Genomic DNA, 17672 nt, shown 5'->3' on the forward strand with positions numbered 1-17672 from the left:
GTAGGCAAATGCCATCACTACTGACAAAAGGCTTTCATCCACATATCGTATCTTTATACTAGTAAATTACCTCTGGCAAGCCTAGGTGTACTTAACTCTCGATTATCGAGCAAAGGAAATTCAGCGATGAAACACGAATGGCGTAAAAAGGAAAAGGAACTATACCTCCCCAAAAACTCCCCGGAAATCGTCGAGGTACCTACGTTTCAATTCTTGACAATTGCAGGTGCGGGCAACCCGAACAGCGATTCCTTTCCCGAATGTATCAGCGTACTCTACGCACTGTCCTATGCCATCAAAATGACCCTGAAAAAAGAGTCCAAAATCAACGACTACCAGGATTATACGGTGTACCCTTTGGAAGGCGTTTGGGATATCAATGAGGAAGCCCAAAAAACCTTTGATGGTACACTCAACAAAGATGATCTCGTCTTTACGTTAATGATTCGTCAGCCCGATTTTGTCGACGCTGCCTTTGTGGAACGAATGCGGGAGCAGACCCAAGTGAAGAAACCGCATCCGCTTTTGGAAGGGGTCAAATTTGAAACCATCGAAGAGGGGCTGTGCGTTCAAATGATGCACTTGGGAAGTTATGACAGTGAGCCTGAGAGTTTTGAGCGAATGGAAGACTTTGCGGTGAAAAATCAATTGCAACGAATCTCTAAAACCCACCGAGAGATTTACATTTCCGATTTTCGAAAAGTCGTCCCGGAAAAATTAAAAACCGTCCTTCGTTTTCAGGCCAAGGCGATATGAGAGGAAAAAAATAGAAACTTTTTTTACGAATAACCCCAATAAATTTGTGCCCGGTATTTACAGGGTACCAGTATTGATCACGAACAACATAGTATTATGAAAGCACCCATACTAGGATTACGCACTACGATTTACAAAGTAGGTGATTTGGAAAAGGCGACCGCTTGGTACGCACAAGCCTTTGAAACGGAACCGTATTTTAACGAGCCTTACTATGTGGGCTTTAGCATTGGCGGATACGAACTGGGCTTGCAGCCCGAGCAAAACACGAACAAGCAACATGTAGAGAATGTCGTTTCCTATTGGGGCGTCGAAGACATTCAGGAAGCCTATGACCATTTTATACGGCTGGGCGCGACCGAAAACGAGCAACCCTTCAATGTCGGCGGCGAGCTGATGACCGCTACCGTCTTCGACCCCTTCGGGAATGCTATCGGGTTGATATACAATCCTTATTTCAAACTAAAAGACTAAATCCTATGGCATCCGATCAACGCTTTGTCGACAACGTGGTAGACCAGATTAAAAGTGTGGGGAAGATATCCGCCCGGAAAATGTTCGGGGAATACATAATCTATGCCGATGGTAAATTGTAGGGCCTGATCTTTGACAACCAACTGTTCCTAAAACCTACCGAATCGGGAAGGGCTTATATCAAAGAAGTTGTAGAGGCATCTCCCTATCCCGGTGCCAAACCGAGTTTCCTGATCGCCGACCAAATCGAGGACGGCGAATGGTTGAGCCAATTGGTACACATTTCGGCAAAGGAACTACCCGTACCCAAACCTAAAAAGAGGAAAAAATAGTACCTTGGAGACAGTTAGAAGGTATGAAACGAATCGCTGTCAACAGATATTGGTTACTCAAGAAGGTACGACCAGTACTACTGGCTATCATCTTGCTACCGTTGAGCAGTTGTAGGGACCGCAAACAGGAGAATCCAGCAGCTACCGCGGGGCCCAGGACCTTCACTACACCACTGGGAAAGGAATTTCAGCTACCTGAACCCTCCGAAAAGATGCTTGATCTGTACCAGACGGCAAAGGTAACCTACGGGTCAAATCCGGAGGATATAGACGCGCTTATCTGGTACGGAAGAAGAACGGCCTACCTCGGTGAGTATGAAAGGGCCATAGCCATTTATTCGGAGGGGATCAAAAAATTTCCGAAGAACGCCCGTTTGTACCGACATCGTGGGCACCGCTACATTTCACTGAGACACTTCGATAAGGCCATTGCAGATTTGGAAAAAGCAAGTCGGTTAATACGGGGGACGGAAAATGAAATCGAGCCCGATGGTTTGCCAAATGCCCTCAACATTCCCGTAAGTACATTGCACGGGAATATTTGGTATCATCTGGGGCTGGCCTATTACCTGAAACACGATTACCAAAAAGCCCTTGCTGCCTATCAAAAGTGTCGTGAGGTGGGTGATAATGACGATAACCTGGTCTCCAGCACCCATTGGCTCTATATGATCCAACGCCGTTTGGGCAACCCTGAACGGGCCGATACGCAGCTCGATTCGATCACGGCCAATCTAAAAATCATCGAAAATCATAGCTATTATACCCTTTGTAAGTTTTATAAGGACATGCTACCGATAGATTCCCTGCAGACAGTTAAAATTGGCAGTCCGTCTGCAGACGCCATCGTCTACGGATTGGCCAATTGGTATTTTTATAATGATGATAAGGAACGATCAGAAGCACTTATGGAACGTTTGGTGGAAAGCACCTCTTGGAGTTCCTTTGGCTATATTGCCGCCGAGACCGATCTCCTCCACTATTTTGAGAAAACCCACTAGTGGGAAGTATTTCCATTCTTTTCTTTACCACCCAATTCATTACTTTTGCACCATTATCAAGCGAAACCTTAAAAATGAGCCGACCTAAAATAGCCCCCTCCCTGCTAGCAGCCGATTTTGGCAACCTACAACGCGATGTCGAAATGGTCAATGAAAGCCTGGCCGACTGGCACCATATCGATGTCATGGATGGGATCTTTGTACCCAACATTTCTTACGGGATGCCCGTTATCAAGGCCATTCAAAAACATGCTACCAAACCGTTGGACATGCATTTGATGATCGTGGAACCCGATCGGTATATCAAAGCCTTTGCCAATTTGGGAGCGCACGTGCTCACGGTACACTATGAAGCCTGCAACCACTTACACAGAACCTTACAGGCGATTAAATCGGAAGGGATGTTGGCGGGTGTTGCCTTAAACCCACATACCAGTGTGAGCCTACTGGAGGATACGATCAACGATATCGATTTGGTGTGCCTGATGAGTGTGAATCCGGGATTCGGCGGACAGTCATTTATCGAGAATACGTATGACAAGTTAACTGCCTTAAAAGAACTGATTCAAAAGAAAGGTACCCACACCTTGATTGAAATCGACGGGGGGGTCACCGATGCCAATGCCAAGAAATTGGTCGACTACGGGGCAGATGTTTTGGTCGCCGGGAGCTTTGTCTTCAAGGCCCAAGACCCCACGGCTACCATTGCCCACCTGGCAAGCATCACCAATTCTTAGTATTGATCAAGTAAGTACTTGATCAAATCGGTAGTGGTGACGATACCCACCAACTTCTCGTCTTCCACGACGGGCAGTGCATGGTATTCTTTGGAAGCCAGGATTTCCGCCACTTCCTTGATCGTCGTATGGGGAGATACACGTTCCAAACTTCTGGCCATCAACTGTGGTATGGTAAACATATTGTAAACAATGGTATCCCCGTCATCGTCATCCTCATTCCGATAGGCACCGTCCGCAAAACTAATGCGGAGCAAATCGGTGAGACTCAACATGCCGATGATTTTCTCCCCCTTTACCACCGGAATATGTCGAATACGATGCTTTTTAAACAAATGTTCCGCTTTTTCCAATCCATCGGTCGCGTTTAAACTTATAATGTTCTTCGTCATTATGGTCGATACTGGTATGCTGTCTCGTACACTCATGGCTTTGCGCTTTTAATTAGAACTCTAAGTTTCGACTATTTTCCCGGGAAAAGTATGATAAATGTCATAATCCCTAGGCTCAAAATACCACTCCCTGATAAAAGTCCCCTCGTATTCCGTTTCCTATAAAATCCCTAGCTTTGTAACTCGTCAAAAATGATTTTGTAGATAAGGTGTTGCCATGGAAAAATTGGATGTTTTAATCGTAGGAGGCGGCCCCATCGGTATTGCCTGTGGACTGGAAGCCAAAAAGAAAGGGCTCGGTTACCTGATTGTGGAGAAAGGACCCATCGTGAATTCCCTTTTCAACTATCCGGTGAATATGCAGTTTTTTTCCTCTTCGGAGCGATTGGAGATCGATGACATTCCCTTTATCAGTAAGGAAGCCAAACCCAAACGCAATGAGGCATTGGAATACTACCGTAGGATTGTTAGCAGCAACTCACTGAACATCCATCTTTTTGAAAAAGTGGAAACTGTGGAGAAAACGGGGGATGGATTTGAGATCATCTCGGACAAGAATCGTTATATGGCCGAGCATGTCATCATTGCCACCGGTTTCTATGACCTCCCGAACAACTTGAACGTTCCGGGCGAAGATCTTCCCAAAGTATCGCATTACTATAAAGATCCCCATTATTACGCCCGACAAAAATTGGCCGTTGTAGGTGCCAGTAATTCCGCCATCGATGCCGCTTTGGAATGTTGGCGAAAAGGTTCGGAGGTGACCCTGATCATTCGTGGACCCGAAGTAGGGCAACGGGTCAAATATTGGGTACGGCCCGATATCATTAATCGCATCGAGGAAGGGAGCATCAAGGCCTATTTCAACTCCACCGTCAAGGAAATCAAGGAAACCGAACTGATCATAGATACACCCGAAGGAGAGGTCATTTTAGAAAACGACTTTGTACTGGCCCTCACCGGCTATATGCCGAACTTTGAATTTCTCGAAAAATTGGGCATCGAACTGTCCCGAGACGAAAAAAGGCTTCCCGCCTACAACCCTGAGACTATGGAGACCAATGTAGAGGGGCTCTACCTCGCGGGGGTGATCTGCGGCGGAATGGAAACCCATAAATGGTTCATCGAGAACTCTCGGATTCATGCACCAATAATTATTTCGCACATCCTTTCCAAACAGCTGGTCGACAGCAGGGCATAACACTTATGTCACTGTTTTCCGGGGGGTACGATTCGCTGGTTCCGGTATGGTCAATACCCATCACGTAGGTCACCTTTGTAGTATTAAATCATATCCTATGCGATTTGTAGTACCAAAAGTAGTAGCCCTATGTTCATCCTTCCTAATTTATTGTGGATACAATACCGAAAAAAGGACAACCTCCGTTGAGGAAGCTGTTGCGACCTACAAGATAACCATGAAGCGCGGGGGCCTACATCAAGATGCTTTTCAGGTAGTGGGAAACAACCTGCGTTACATTCCCGATTCAACCAGCTCCAAAATTTTCGAACGGTACAACATCCCCTCGCTTAAAAAAATGGATAATCAGGTGGTACTTGAATTTTTCAAGAATATTGAACAACTGGGGTTTTGGAAACTCAATGACGAATACCGCACCGATGCTTCCTGTACGAGCTCCCTTATTGTAACTGTTGAACAAAACGGCCGTATAAAAACCGTTCGTTGTGACGATTTTGAACGTAATTGTCCGCCTGTTATAAAATATATCGATCAAAAAGTGGTTGAATTGGAAGGAAATTATCTGATATGGACGTTCCTGCCCGGATAAAACAGTAGGATACTACCCGGTTCTTTTGAACATCGTTGGTTAAATGGTATCTTAATTCCATCAATATATAATTATCAACTATAGGCCATCACTGTAAAATCGAAATCGAGATGAAATTTTATGGTACTGAAGCCCCGGTCTCGGAATAGGTATGATATTGAAACCTTTTTATGATTTTTTTGTTTTCCGGAGGAAAATTCCAACCATCCCAACTTTGGCATGGATGGCTATTCTATGGGTATTGGCACCCTCCTATTCACAAAACGGTTCACCGGGTACCGAGGAAGGGGTAGATCAAAAAATATGGTTCTCGACGATTCCCGTCGAACGGCAGGAATCGCTGCAACCCTATTACGAGGCATTGAAAAATGCCGAATATGGGGTTCCCCGCTTTTCAATCCTTGAACAGTTGGCCGAACGGCACATAGAGACCGCCAACACCGACTCCATTTTGTTTTATAGCAATCAGTACATTAAGGAACTCACCAATTGGGACGAGCCCGAATCAGCAAGAAAAAACTACTATGCCAAAGCCTATTATTACAAAGCTATTGGAAATAAGTTCAACGGTTTGCTCGACAATGCCGTGGAATGGCATATAAGAGGAATCACCGAAGCAGAGGCCTCTAATAATAAAGAGTATCAGTTTCGAAATAAAATCGGTCTGGGCAAGGTATATGAGTTAAAGCAAGAATTTGACAAGGCCATCCCCATCTTGGAGGAAGCCTATGCCGATTTCGGATCGTCGTTTCCCAGACAGGCCAACGAAGCCCTGCGTTATTTGGGCGATGCTCATTACAGTTCCAACGACCTTGAAAAGGCCAAGACCTTTTACGAACAATCCAAAAAGGGAAGTACGGCCTTGGGTGACACGGGGAAGGAATTATCGGTCAACCTGAAACTAGGCCGTATCGCGGAACGGGAAAATCGTTTTGATGAGGCCTTCGCCCTTTACAACACGGCTCGGGAAAGCGGATTGAAAGAGGGACTTTTTGCACTTTATTTTGAAGGCTGCATCCGAATCGGGGACTTGTTCTTTAGGGAAAAAAATTATGAGGCTGCCACCACCGCGCTTTCCATCGCCTACGTGAACGCCATTGATAGGGAAAATTTGAATTATCAGGCAGAAATACTGGATATACAACGAAGGGCCTTTTCGGCTCAAGGAGACTACAAAAACGCCTATGCGGTCATGACGCAGTTGGCTTCCGTACGCAGTCAAATCGCCCAACAACAACAACGCAAAATCAGTAGGGAATTGGAAGTGCAATACGAGACCTTGCAAAAAGAGAAGGAGATTTTGTCCCTGGAGGAGGACCAACTTAAAAAGACAGCTGAACTCAACCGGCAAAAAACCATAAAGAATGCATTTCTGATTGGATTTTTGGTCATTTTGATTCCCGTAATCGCCCTGCTATATACCTACTACCAAAAGTTACAGGCTCAGAGCGAATTGGCAATGAAACAGGAGGAAATCAATCGGCAAAAAGTGGAATCGCTCAAACAGGAACAGGAACTTGACCTCATCAAGGCCGCTATCGAGGGCCAGGACGAGGAGCGCAAACGCATTGCCCAGGAACTCCACGACAGCATTGGCGGTAACTTGGCAGGAATCAAATTACAGCTCGCCAGTATCGACCAAGACACGGAGCAACTAGGTCTCATCGGTAAGCACTTGGACGAGACCTATCAACTCGTTAGGGATATTTCGCATACCCTGATTCCCAAAAAATTCCGAAACAACGTCTTTACCCAGCTTATACGCGAATATGTGAAGTCCATTGCCAATACCGGAAGCATGACCATTGGTTTTCACCCACACCCGGAGGACAAGGTAAACGGCATTGACGAAAAAATACAGCTGGAATTGTTTAAAATTATACAAGAGCTACTGACCAATACCTTGAAACACGCCGAGGCAAAAAAGATAGATATTCATTTGAGTCATTTGGATACCAGCATTTCCTTATTGTTCGAGGACAACGGCAAGGGATTCGAGCTATCCAAAAAGCAGGATGGCATCGGTTTTAAAAACATTAAGAGCCGCATTTCCGAAATGAAGGGGCAATTGCATATCGATTCCGCCCCGAAAAGGGGAACCGTCGTAGCTATAGAAATGCCTATTTCTAAAAAACTAGAAGAATGAAATACAACCTGATTATCGCCGACGACCATAAAATGTTTATTGACGGATTGATAAGCATCTTAAGGGATGCCCCTGAATTCAATATCGCCCTTACCGCAAAAAATGGCGCCCAAGTAATAAAATATCTGGACATCAACGGTACGGACAACCTGCACTTGCTAATTACCGACCTCACCATGCCCGAAATGGACGGTATTGAACTCAATCGCATCGTAAAGGAAAAGTTCGCCGCACTAAAAACATTGGTGGTAAGTATGCATATCGATGGCGGTATGATCGATAAACTGATTCGGAACAATTTGGACGGATACGTACCCAAGAATGCGGAGAAGGAAGAATTGCTCACTGCCATCCGCACTATCGTCAAAGGTGAAAAATATTTCGCTAACGAAATCAAGCAAGCCTACACCGAGGCTATGTTCGAAAACAGGAAGCGGGAAGAGATTTCCCTTACCGAACGGGAAATAGAGGTCTTAACGCTCATCGCCGAAGAGTATACCACGCAGGAAATCGCGGACAAACTTTTTTTAAGCAAGCACACCATCGAAAGTTACCGTAAAAATTTGATTTCCAAACTACAGGTAAAAAACCTGGCCGGGCTCACCAAACACGCCATTAAGATGGGGCTGTTGGATTCTTGATATCCTTTGGAGATTGTTTCAAGGCTATTGGTTTGTTTGAATGGGGTCAACGCCTTATCGCCGCTTCGAGCTGTGTTTCGTATTGTTCCAATTGCTTCCAAATGGAAAAAAATTGTTTCGCACCCTCTGGATCAAGGTCGGTATTGATAAATAGCAATTTTCCGATTTTTGTATCCGGATCAAAAAACATAAAAGTCGATACCCCGGGATCCCCACCCGTATGGCCTATGTAACCCTCTGGTGTATGCCCAAGGAAAACCCCTGAATTGTATTCATCATCATAGGGATTGTCAACATCCCTTTCCTCAAAATGGTTTTCATCAAGTAATTCGGAAAAAAGAAGGCGATAACTTTCCGCAGACAAAAGGCTTCCCTTTCCCGTAAACCCTAGAATGAGTTCTCGGAGGTATTTGCTGAAATCGTTCACCGAGGTGATCAACCCGCCATCCGGATACGTAACCAAATGATAGAAGGGAATTTCCTCCCCCGATAGACTGTATAGCTTGGTGTGTTCGGAGGGGTCGATATCCGAAAAAGTCCATCCGGTAGCCGCCATTCCCAGTGGTTTCAGTATGTATTGTGAGCTGAAATCGGAGTACTTTTGACCCGTTGCCAGCTCCAATACGTACGCGGCCAAGGTAGCTCCCACATTGGAATACTCGTAGCGTTCCCCAGGTTTGTTTTCCAGATAGTTCGTCTTCAGATACCAACTCCCATCCTTGGAGAGGAAGTTCCTTAAAAAATCTCCCATCTCCATATCGGCTTCCGGCGAATTAAACTCCTCCGAAATCTGTAACGCCTTTGCCTTTTCATACAGGCCTTCGCTTTCGATGATATACGACTTTTCACTATATAAGTCACCATCGTAAATAGTGCCGGTATGGGTGGCAAGTTGCTTGATGGTGATGGGCTCTTCGGGATAGGCCGGGTTGACTACTTTAAAGGGCAAGTAATCATTAATGGGATCGTTGATATCCAATTTTCCCATTTCCTGGGCCTTCAGTAAGGCCACCCCGATCAAAGTCTTGGAAACGGATGCTATATTTTGGAGTGTGTTGGCGGTATATGGAACGTCCTCCGAGGTATTGGCATAGCCAAAACCCTTTGAATACAACGTAGTATCCTGATTGACGATGGCAACCCCAAACCCTTTGATATATCCTGGTGCTAGAAGGTCGTTGAGCTTGGTGGTCAATGAAGCCTTTAGAACTTCGGCCTCGGTTTTAGACTCTTTTGAACTTTTGGTTTTTTGATTACATGCTGCAAATGAGAGCACACTCAATAACAGTAGTATCGGCTTTCTCATGGATATGCTTTTATATGTTTTTAGTATTTTGTTACGGATTTTCACTTCCCGCTTTCATTTAAAAGTTGAGAGATGTCATTCCAATCTTTTTCTTCGAGGCTTAAAAATTTATCCCGGACGATCGCCTCAAATCGCTTGTCCCATTTACGCCAAATAAGTACTTTAAGAATTCTTATGCTTAGTTTCTTGGCAGACTCTTCGGAATAAACACCAAGTTTCAAGGCTGCTTGAAACAATTGCTGGTTGCTCAGGTCACCGTGGGATTTGATTGCCATTTTTATATAGGTCAATGCGGAATCGATGGCTTTTGCCTTTAAGAAATTTTCAAAGTGTGTATAGTTACGTTGGGCTTTATTATAATGCTCTTCGGATTGCTGCTTGGCTTCATCTTTAGTGGGAAGCCTGTATTCGATTCCGTGATAATAGGCATATACCTCTATAGGTTCTAAAAGTCCCAGTTCAAATCTCCTTTCATTTACCGTCGCAACATCCTTAATAGGATGTGGGGCATTTTCGGCCATGCTTGAGCCGTAGACCTGTTTTTGCCATGTATCCCTCGCTATCCGGTCTGTCAGTTCTGCGTAGTGATTGGGGTCCGAATCCCCTTTTTCCACGGCCTCTTTTATAAGTTCCTGGCACTTCTGTTTAAAAAAAATATTTGGGTGGTGTTGTGGGATGGCCCAAGCGATTTTTGATCCATCCTCTCCAACCAAACGATTTCCAGGCCAACCGTGAGTTGCGATAATACTGTCCAATTTCTTTCTATTGATTTCCCATCGAGTTTCAACCCGTTCGAACAAGCGTGCGTAGTCTTCATTCGTTGCCAGGCTATCCAATAAATTCACATGCTCTTCGTATTGCGCCAAGGCTATTTGGTCTTTCGCCCACATATTTTCCAATACCTTGAGAAGCTTGGGATTCTCAACGGTTTCTAGGTATTCGTTCTTTTTTTGTTGAATTTTGGCTATCAGCCCTTCCCATCTCGAGTCACTTTTTATCGGTGATAGTTCGGGAATCGAATTTAAAAGATCTACCTCACGCATTCCTGTATCTATGGCTTCTTCCATGGCCATGAATGCCTTGTCGTACTCTCCTTCCGGAACATAAATTATAGCACATACAAGGTAATTTTCCCAGTTTTTTCTTGGCATGCCATTCGTAGCGTCGAACAGAAGATCGGCGGTTGCCATGTTTCGTTCTTTACTGAGTGCCGCATAGGCCTCGATTAACTTAACCGCCCATAGGGGATTTTGATCTACATTTATGTCCTCGGCGACATGCCCGTCCTTGGTGCCAATTTTACAACCCGTGATAAAACTTGGAAACAAAAAAATGAGCATTATAAAAGGCAGGTCGATTTTGATTTTTTTAAACACGATTTTTTGATTCAAAGATTTGTCCTGACTATTCAAAGTTTTTGAAAGTTATAACATAGGCAATTTCACTTTGGAAAGGGATAATCGGATTGGATGATAAAATCACGTTATTACCCCTGTAAACGTTGTTCTGTTTCCGCATTTTCATTTGGACACAAATCGGGCGTAAGGTTTTAGTATTACACCATACATCTTCATATGGTTGCCGATCGTTCCGGATTGCACGTACCACAGCATCAATATATTGTTTGGGTTCTGGGTAGGGCCATGGAAACAAATTTGACAAATGGAAGGCCAAGGTTTTTGGATTGATTAACGATTGATTTATACTAAATAGATATTGTTCGCAACGATTTGTTACAATAAGCCTTATTTGATTTTTATAAGTACTGTCACTTTTTTAAAACCCAATAAGGCTTATCAAAATAAAATCAGAACTTAATAGCCCTCAGTCCCGGTTCCCCATACTGGGAGATGTACAATATACGTCTTCTTTCATCGGCTGCGATCCCATTTGGCGCTGAAAAACTGGCTTCGTTTAGTTTTCCGTCAACACTTCCATTTTCACCTGTTCCGGCAAAAACCTCCGTTGTACCGTCAAAACCAACTTTATAGATAACATTTTCACTGATACCGGTGGCATAGATGTCATCTTCAAACAAAGTCATATATCCGATAGCGAAACCCTGGGTAGTATTCGGGATGTTGGCAATCAGTGAAACCTCGCCTTCTTGAGTAACTTTAAGAATATCTGCCGTAAAGAAATTAGCGGTGATGATATTTCCCTCATCATCCACGTCGATACCCACACAACCGAACAATCGATCATCGGTGGCCAAAATCGATATAGTGCCGTCGGGTAGTACCTTGTGAATTGTAGGGGCAAAAAAGTTGGCTATATAGAGAACATCCTGCTCGTCGATCGTAACGCCCGAGGGCCAGCCTGGAATCTCGGTTATCTTGGAAGACGAACCGTCGGGGGCCACCTTTACCAGAACACCGGAAACGGCATCGTTGTTGTTTTCGGTATTGAAATACAGGTTTCCATTGCTGTCCTCCGCACTACCCATCGGAGCTTCTAAACCTTCCGCCTTAACCTTGACACCCCGTTTGTCGATTTCAAAAACTTGAGTACCATTGTACTTGCCCAATGCAGGGTCGAAAACACCAAAATTTGAAGCGTATAGCGTACCATCCGGTGCAACATGTAATCCGTCGTTGGCAGGAAAATCAGTGCCGATGATCGTTTTGACCTTTAAGGTCTTTTTCCCGCCCCCATGTCCTATAAAATCTTTAACGCAGCCGGTGAAGAAAACCGTGATAAAAGCAATAAATAAAACCGTCGATTTTGTAAAGAAATTATGATTTTTCATTTTATAGTTTTTTTTGAATTATTAGATCACCAAAACTATATTGCCCAAGCCCCGAAATCGACGTAATGGGTACGGTGGCACTCCTTTAAGCCACTTTTTTATTTTTCAGGTATTCTTTTGGAGTGGTTCCTACCGTGGTTTTGAAAACACGGTTAAAGGTAGATTTTGAGTTGAAACCTACATCCAAGGCCAATGCCAACAAGGTATGTTTGTTATGTTCGTCTCTATCCAGTTTTTTAATGAACTCCTTAACCCTATGTGCATTTATATATTCGAAGAATGATTTCTGATATATTTTATTCAACAACCATGAAAGGTTGTTGGGAGTGGTATCCAGTTTCTCGGCCAGTATACTCAAGGTGAGGTTAGGTTTTGTAAAGATTTTTTCGTCCTCCATAAAATATCGTAGCCGCTTTTGTAATTTCTGAATTTCGTCGGGTTTTAATCGGTCAAGTTCAGATCGCGATTTTCGGGCAAACGGGATTCTAAAAATACCGGGTTGCCGAAGGCTAAAATAGCCAATGGCGTATATAAAAAGTGGAGTCGAAATCCACATGGTCACATAATTGATGTACCCAAGAGGCTTTTTCAGAAAATTGACACTTAAAAAACTCATTATCCAAAGTATTATGAATAAACCAAGAGTACACAACAAGAATTTGAGGTAGTTTCCAACGGTTTGATGGAACGATAGTTCCCCCGCTTCGATATTCGAATATTTTCTATAAAGAAGGAAGGTTTTGGTCCAGTAGAAGATGAATGAAATAAGGCCGGCCAATTCAACTAGGAAAAACGTCAGATTGAGCTTGCCCGAAAAATAGAGCGAATTGAATTCCGTAACCGAAAAACTTAGCGTCCATAGGTAATAGATCAAGTGTAAGGCCCCCGGTATGAAGTGAAACCATGACAACATAAATGAGGGGATTTCGTTGAAGAGAAGTCTTCTTACATACGTATAAATCAACGGTCCAAAAAGAAAAATAGTGGTATCGATCAATACACCGAAGCGCCATACCCATTCCTCGGGAGCGCGATACGTCGCAATCCTTCCAAATAACATTAGAGCGGCCATCAGCAACAATGTGGAAAGTATCTTGTTGGATGCCTTATTCCGATCTCGTATCAGTTGCAATGAAAGAGATAGGAAGAGGCCCTGGCTGATACCAAGAAATAGAACAACATCAACAATATTAAAAGATGGCATATGAAAAAATCACAAACGAAAATACAGCTTAAAGAGATAAAAAGAGTATCAAAGGGAACATTGGCACCTATGATTGGAAACATTATATAACGGATGGCACTTGCTCACTCATAACTGTGTCAGCGCAATAGAAAACCGTTTACGGATCCGTTGCGATTAGGGTACGAAGGTATTTTCTAAGTTATCGACAGAACCCCCCTAGCATGCTTCCAACCCAGAACTTGAAAGGATTCACAAAACACACCATTCAAATGGGGCGGACGGCATCTTGGGATTTCAACATCCATGATACTTGCAACATCGCAATGCCCGCATTGAAAAGCACCCTCTCTTCCGGTAGCAGGGTTTGGGACGGAAACCCCCGAAAACAGGGAGCTCAATTTTCACTATATCGGGCCTGAAAATACATAGGCCGCCAGGTCATTTTTGTATAGTAAATCACTTTCTGGGCAAGCCCACGAGGCATTCATAGGAAATTCAATTTTAATATCGACGCAAGCGTTGGAGCATTTTAAATCTCGATTATCGAGTAAAACATCAAAACAATACCACCATGAGATTAGGACTTCTTATTCCCTTAGTCGTATTCCTTAGCTCTTGTAGCAACGACCAAAAACCGACAGAATTTCAAAAGCATACCGTACCGATTAAATCAGACGTTCTGTTGGAAAGCACCGCCAAAAGACCTTCCGGGGGGTCAAACATAGAAAAACAGGAAGAACTTCGCTTGACCATTTCTGGAAAAACGATTTTGGAAGGGACGGCTACTTTGAAAGTTATAGACCACTATGGAGCGGAACTACGCTGTAAAACCTTTCCTGCGTACCAATTGATCCAAAAAGACTACCGGACAGCGAATTCGGCACTACGGGAAGTACACATTCGGGAAGTGGTCCAGAACTACTTTGAGAAAGAAGATGATTTGGCCATTTTAAAATAGTCAAAAAAACAATGGACGACAAATACCGATATAAATTACGACCCGGTTATGGTTCCGAAAAACTGCTTCTGGAATTCGATGCCGTGGAAACGCCGGAGTATTTTCTGTTGGAACTGGTAAATATGCTTTCGCTTTGCGGGTTTGAACAGATGGGTACCATAGACCTCTGGATGAACGATGAAATCTTGATCGGGATGCGCTCTACCAATGGAACCATTACCCTTAGTCTGAATATTTGGGGGATGATTTTTATTGTGGGCAATCACAATCAGCAAGATATCCTCCGTATCGATGAACTACTGGCCCTTTCCCAAGCTTTTGAAAAACAAGAGGTAGACTTTTCAGCGTATCGAATATCATGATGATTCTTGGTGGATACCATTTCTACAAATTCCCTTCCGAACCGTAAAATTATGGAGGTCTTGACTATACACGTACTGCTTGTGCTTATCGGGAAGGACGGTAAATCCCATCCAATCTTCAATTAAAAACGATAAAAAGATAGCGGTTTGGCATTTAATTAATACTACTTATTGTTCGTAGCGTTGCACGGAACAGTTGGTTTCGTTTTCAAGAGGAGTTTTAAGATTTAAGCATGATCGACAATTCGAAGGAAAGGGAAGAACCGGTTGCCCCCTGCGAAGGAATAACGTATTTTAATCCTCCTAAAATTGGTTAAACAATGAAAGAAGAGTTTCAGCGCTATTTTGACATGTACCTCGGACTATTTCCCGATGCAAATGCGGAAGGAATCGAATTTCTCCGCTCCGCTTTGACGATCCAGGAATATGCTAAAAAAGACCTTCTTTTTAAAAGCGGGGACATTCAACGAGAGGTAGGTTTTGTTTGCAAAGGGCTTTTGAGACGCTATTATGTCAATGATCGGGGAAACAAAATCACGACGGGTTTTGTAAAAGAAAATAACTATGCATCCGACTACCCGGCGTTTATCCGTCAAATACCGTCCAAGTATTTCATTGAGTGTTTGGAGCCTTCCGTTATCATTAAATTATCCTATGATAAAATTCAGGAGGCTTATAAAAGATATAAGAAGGCCGGCACCTACGGCAGGTTGGTCGCAGAGTATGTCTTAACACATCAAACAGATCGTGTGGAAAGTTTTTTATTCAATACGGCCGAGGAACGCTATCTAAAATTTATCAAGGAAAACAGTGATATAATGAATAGAATAAGCCTCTCCCAACTAGCATCTTATTTGGGCATCGAACGACAATCACTGAGCAGAATACGAAGTAGACTCTCCAAAAAATAATTTTGTCACAAATGTGACAGGTACATCTAAAATACGTATGCCATTTTTGTAGTGTAATCATTAAAACTACAAGGATGAATTTCAGTAAGCGATTTAAGACTGTCGTATGTACGCTACAAATTACATTTCTCTGTTCATACACTTTCTCCCAAGAAAACTTACCGGGTTCCTCGATACACCAAAAGGTAGCGCAGCATACTAACAAGATATTCGACGATTTGGTGACCATTCGCAGAGATTTTCATAGGTATCCCGAAATCTCGGGCCAAGAAAAGAGAACGTCGAAAAAAATTACGTCCTATTTAAAAAGTTTGGGCCTCGAAGTAAAAACCAATGTTGGCGGTTATGGTGTCGTGGGTATTTTAAAAGGTAGTGGAAATGGAAAGAGTATTGCCTGGAGGGCAGATATCGATGCAATGCCTTCCGATATACCCGACGTGGTAGCGTTTCAATCGAAAAACCAGGGAGTACGCCACATTTGCGGACATGATGTAAACACGGCCATCGGCCTAGGCATTGCCAATGTAATGGCGAGTCAAAAAGAGAATTTGAAGGGAACCTTATATTTTATCTTTCAACCGGCGGAAGAGACCTACACCGGGGCAAAAGCCATGATTGATGATGGCTTGTTCGATTACATTGATCCCGATGAAATCTACGCGGCGCACGTGGCGCCCTTACCTAAAGGCATGATTGCTACAAGGCCGGAATGGCTTTTTGCAGATTATCGATCTGTAGAGGTATCCTACCGGAATTCAGGAAATAATGAAGCCTTGATCGCCTATACCAAGCAACTATTATCCGACTTACAAAGCGTAAAGGACGATAGTCCTTTCTTTGATCCAAGAAGTCAATTAGACCCTACCATCGGTTTGGCAAATCCCAATACCATTTTTAAGGACTTCATCACCGTTCAAAAAGATTTCCATATTGAGGAAAACGATGGGGCGATCCATATCATTATTCGCATTAGCGCCAGCGATACGGAAGGGATGAATTCAATTATTCCCCAGTTGAAGGAAAAAATAAACACGTCGGAGTACGTAGAACGATTTATCGACGTAAAGCTTAAACAGGAGAGGGCAAATCTTACCAATGATAAGGCATTAACACTTAATGCCATGAAGACAATCGGCACGATTTACGGCCAGGAAAATGTAGTTCGTTTATATGGGGCCATTTCGGATAATCGTGGTGACGATTTTGCCTACTTTCAAAAGCAGGTAGCTGGTGTATATTTCTTGTTAGGCGGCTCCAACTACCAAACCGGTGTGATTTCCACTCCGCATGCACCAAACTTCCAAGTAGACGAAGAATGTATTAAAACGGGTGTCAACTACTTTTCATCGCTCATCCTGGAACGATTAAATGACTGATGCCCCGGAAAACGGTCGTAGACCAAAGGTGCCGCAGCATTTCTTGTTGCCCAATCCGTCATCTCCAAAAATAATTTCACGAAAGCATCGTCAAGGGAATAGTCCGCCCCCAACGGTCCTTCCATCTTAAATACAAAGCCTACCGCGCCACAACGTCGGTTTTTGGTTGCCTCCGGATAACCGAAATAAATTGCGCTATTCTCCTGGAAACAAAAAGCCCCGACTGAATCGTCAAGGCTTTGTGCTTAATGTGACAACGGTAGGATTACCTTCGGTTTTCCTGACAAAGCTCCGCTTTGAAAATAGTTCCAACAAAAAAACGCTCAAGCAAGCTTGGCGTTTTTCCTTGTCGAACTATCTATTCGTGACCACGGTAGGATTACCTTCGGTTTTCCTGACAAAGCTCCGCTTTGAAAATAGTTCCAACAAAAAAACGCTCAAGCAAGCTTGGCGTTTTTCCTTGTCGAACTATCTATTCGTGACCACGGTAGGATTCAAACCTACGACCGCTGGAGCCGAAATCCAGTGCTCTATTCAGCTGAGCTACGTGGCCAT

General features: G+C 43.6%; 18 protein-coding genes and 1 tRNA gene. 13 read left to right on the forward strand and 6 right to left on the reverse strand.

Going from position 1 to position 17672, the window contains the following annotated elements; all coding sequences use genetic code 11:
* Positions 1-126: 126 nt before the first annotated feature.
* The 4 genes from FK220_RS16010 (at position 127) to rpe (ending at position 3300) form a co-directional block, all read left to right on the forward strand.
* The gene (locus tag FK220_RS16010; RefSeq protein ID WP_152575357.1) at positions 127-756 is read left to right on the forward strand and encodes a GyrI-like domain-containing protein; all 630 of its coding nucleotides are present in this window, start codon (positions 127-129) and stop codon (positions 754-756) included.
* Positions 757-852: 96 nt separating this feature from the next.
* The gene (locus FK220_RS16015) at positions 853-1230 is read left to right on the forward strand and encodes a VOC family protein (RefSeq protein WP_152575358.1); all 378 of its coding nucleotides are present in this window, start codon (positions 853-855) and stop codon (positions 1228-1230) included.
* 355 nt (positions 1231-1585) lie between these two features.
* Positions 1586-2563: a tetratricopeptide repeat protein gene (locus FK220_RS16025; protein ID WP_152575359.1), complete on the forward strand. Its 978-nt coding sequence runs from the start codon at positions 1586-1588 to the stop codon at positions 2561-2563.
* A gap of 74 nt (positions 2564-2637) precedes the next feature.
* Positions 2638-3300 (forward strand): ribulose-phosphate 3-epimerase, encoded by a 663-nt coding sequence (gene rpe / locus FK220_RS16030; protein WP_152575360.1) that lies wholly within the window; start codon positions 2638-2640, stop codon positions 3298-3300.
* On the opposite strand, the gene FK220_RS16035 is transcribed toward rpe, so the two are convergent.
* Positions 3297-3728 (reverse strand): CBS domain-containing protein, encoded by a 432-nt coding sequence (locus FK220_RS16035; RefSeq protein ID WP_152575361.1) that lies wholly within the window; start codon positions 3726-3728, stop codon positions 3297-3299. The genes rpe and FK220_RS16035 overlap by 4 nt on opposite strands.
* Positions 3729-3909: 181 nt before the next feature.
* Between FK220_RS16035 and FK220_RS16040 the strand changes: the two genes are divergently transcribed.
* From FK220_RS16040 to FK220_RS16055, 4 genes are all read left to right on the forward strand, one after another.
* The gene (locus tag FK220_RS16040; protein ID WP_152575362.1) at positions 3910-4893 is read left to right on the forward strand and encodes a YpdA family putative bacillithiol disulfide reductase; all 984 of its coding nucleotides are present in this window, start codon (positions 3910-3912) and stop codon (positions 4891-4893) included.
* Positions 4894-4990: 97 nt separating this feature from the next.
* Positions 4991-5482: a hypothetical protein gene (locus FK220_RS16045; protein ID WP_152575363.1), complete on the forward strand. Its 492-nt coding sequence runs from the start codon at positions 4991-4993 to the stop codon at positions 5480-5482.
* A gap of 223 nt (positions 5483-5705) precedes the next feature.
* Positions 5706-7628 (forward strand): tetratricopeptide repeat-containing sensor histidine kinase, encoded by a 1923-nt coding sequence (locus tag FK220_RS16050; protein WP_166204959.1) that lies wholly within the window; start codon positions 5706-5708, stop codon positions 7626-7628.
* The gene (locus tag FK220_RS16055) at positions 7625-8269 is read left to right on the forward strand and encodes a response regulator (RefSeq protein WP_152575365.1); all 645 of its coding nucleotides are present in this window, start codon (positions 7625-7627) and stop codon (positions 8267-8269) included. Before FK220_RS16050 ends, FK220_RS16055 begins: the two co-directional genes overlap by 4 nt.
* 46 nt (positions 8270-8315) lie before the next feature.
* Here FK220_RS16055 and FK220_RS16060 read toward each other — a convergent pair whose 3' ends face one another.
* The 4 genes from FK220_RS16060 to FK220_RS16075 form a co-directional block, all read right to left on the reverse strand.
* Positions 8316-9575 (reverse strand): serine hydrolase domain-containing protein, encoded by a 1260-nt coding sequence (locus FK220_RS16060; protein ID WP_152575366.1) that lies wholly within the window; start codon positions 9573-9575, stop codon positions 8316-8318.
* 41 nt (positions 9576-9616) lie between these two features.
* Positions 9617-10951 (reverse strand): DUF6624 domain-containing protein, encoded by a 1335-nt coding sequence (locus tag FK220_RS16065; RefSeq protein WP_152575367.1) that lies wholly within the window; start codon positions 10949-10951, stop codon positions 9617-9619.
* Between the two features lie 431 nt (positions 10952-11382).
* Positions 11383-12324, reverse strand: a complete 942-nt coding sequence (locus tag FK220_RS16070) for an NHL repeat-containing protein (RefSeq protein WP_152575368.1) — start codon at positions 12322-12324, stop codon at positions 11383-11385.
* An 85-nt stretch (positions 12325-12409) separates the two neighbouring features.
* On the reverse strand, positions 12410-13528 hold the full coding sequence (locus tag FK220_RS16075; RefSeq protein ID WP_152575369.1) for a helix-turn-helix domain-containing protein: 1119 nt from the start codon (positions 13526-13528) through the stop codon (positions 12410-12412).
* A 203-nt stretch (positions 13529-13731) separates the two neighbouring features.
* Here FK220_RS16075 and FK220_RS16080 point away from each other — a divergent pair, with 203 nt between their 5' ends.
* The 5 genes from FK220_RS16080 (at position 13732) to FK220_RS16100 (ending at position 17117) form a co-directional block, all read left to right on the forward strand.
* Positions 13732-13929, forward strand: a complete 198-nt coding sequence (locus tag FK220_RS16080) for a hypothetical protein (RefSeq protein ID WP_152575370.1) — start codon at positions 13732-13734, stop codon at positions 13927-13929.
* A gap of 152 nt (positions 13930-14081) precedes the next feature.
* Positions 14082-14468 (forward strand): hypothetical protein, encoded by a 387-nt coding sequence (locus tag FK220_RS16085; RefSeq protein ID WP_152575371.1) that lies wholly within the window; start codon positions 14082-14084, stop codon positions 14466-14468.
* Positions 14469-14479: 11 nt separating this feature from the next.
* Positions 14480-14830, forward strand: a complete 351-nt coding sequence (locus FK220_RS16090) for a hypothetical protein (protein WP_152575372.1) — start codon at positions 14480-14482, stop codon at positions 14828-14830.
* A 320-nt stretch (positions 14831-15150) separates the two neighbouring features.
* A complete protein-coding gene (locus FK220_RS16095; RefSeq protein WP_152575373.1) occupies positions 15151-15741 on the forward strand; it encodes a Crp/Fnr family transcriptional regulator in 591 nt (196 codons plus the stop codon).
* Positions 15742-15815: 74 nt separating this feature from the next.
* Entirely contained in the window at positions 15816-17117 is a 1302-nt protein-coding gene (locus FK220_RS16100; RefSeq protein ID WP_152575374.1) for a M20 metallopeptidase family protein, read from the forward strand.
* A 479-nt stretch (positions 17118-17596) separates the two neighbouring features.
* Here the strand turns inward: FK220_RS16100 and FK220_RS16105 are convergent.
* A tRNA-Arg gene (locus FK220_RS16105) sits at positions 17597-17670 on the reverse strand.
* Between the last annotated feature and the right edge of the window lie 2 nt (positions 17671-17672).

Origin of the sequence: Pelagihabitans pacificus, from assembly GCF_009371985.2 — a bacterium.
Classification (GTDB): Bacteria; Bacteroidota; Bacteroidia; order Flavobacteriales; family Flavobacteriaceae; genus Pelagihabitans; species Pelagihabitans pacificus.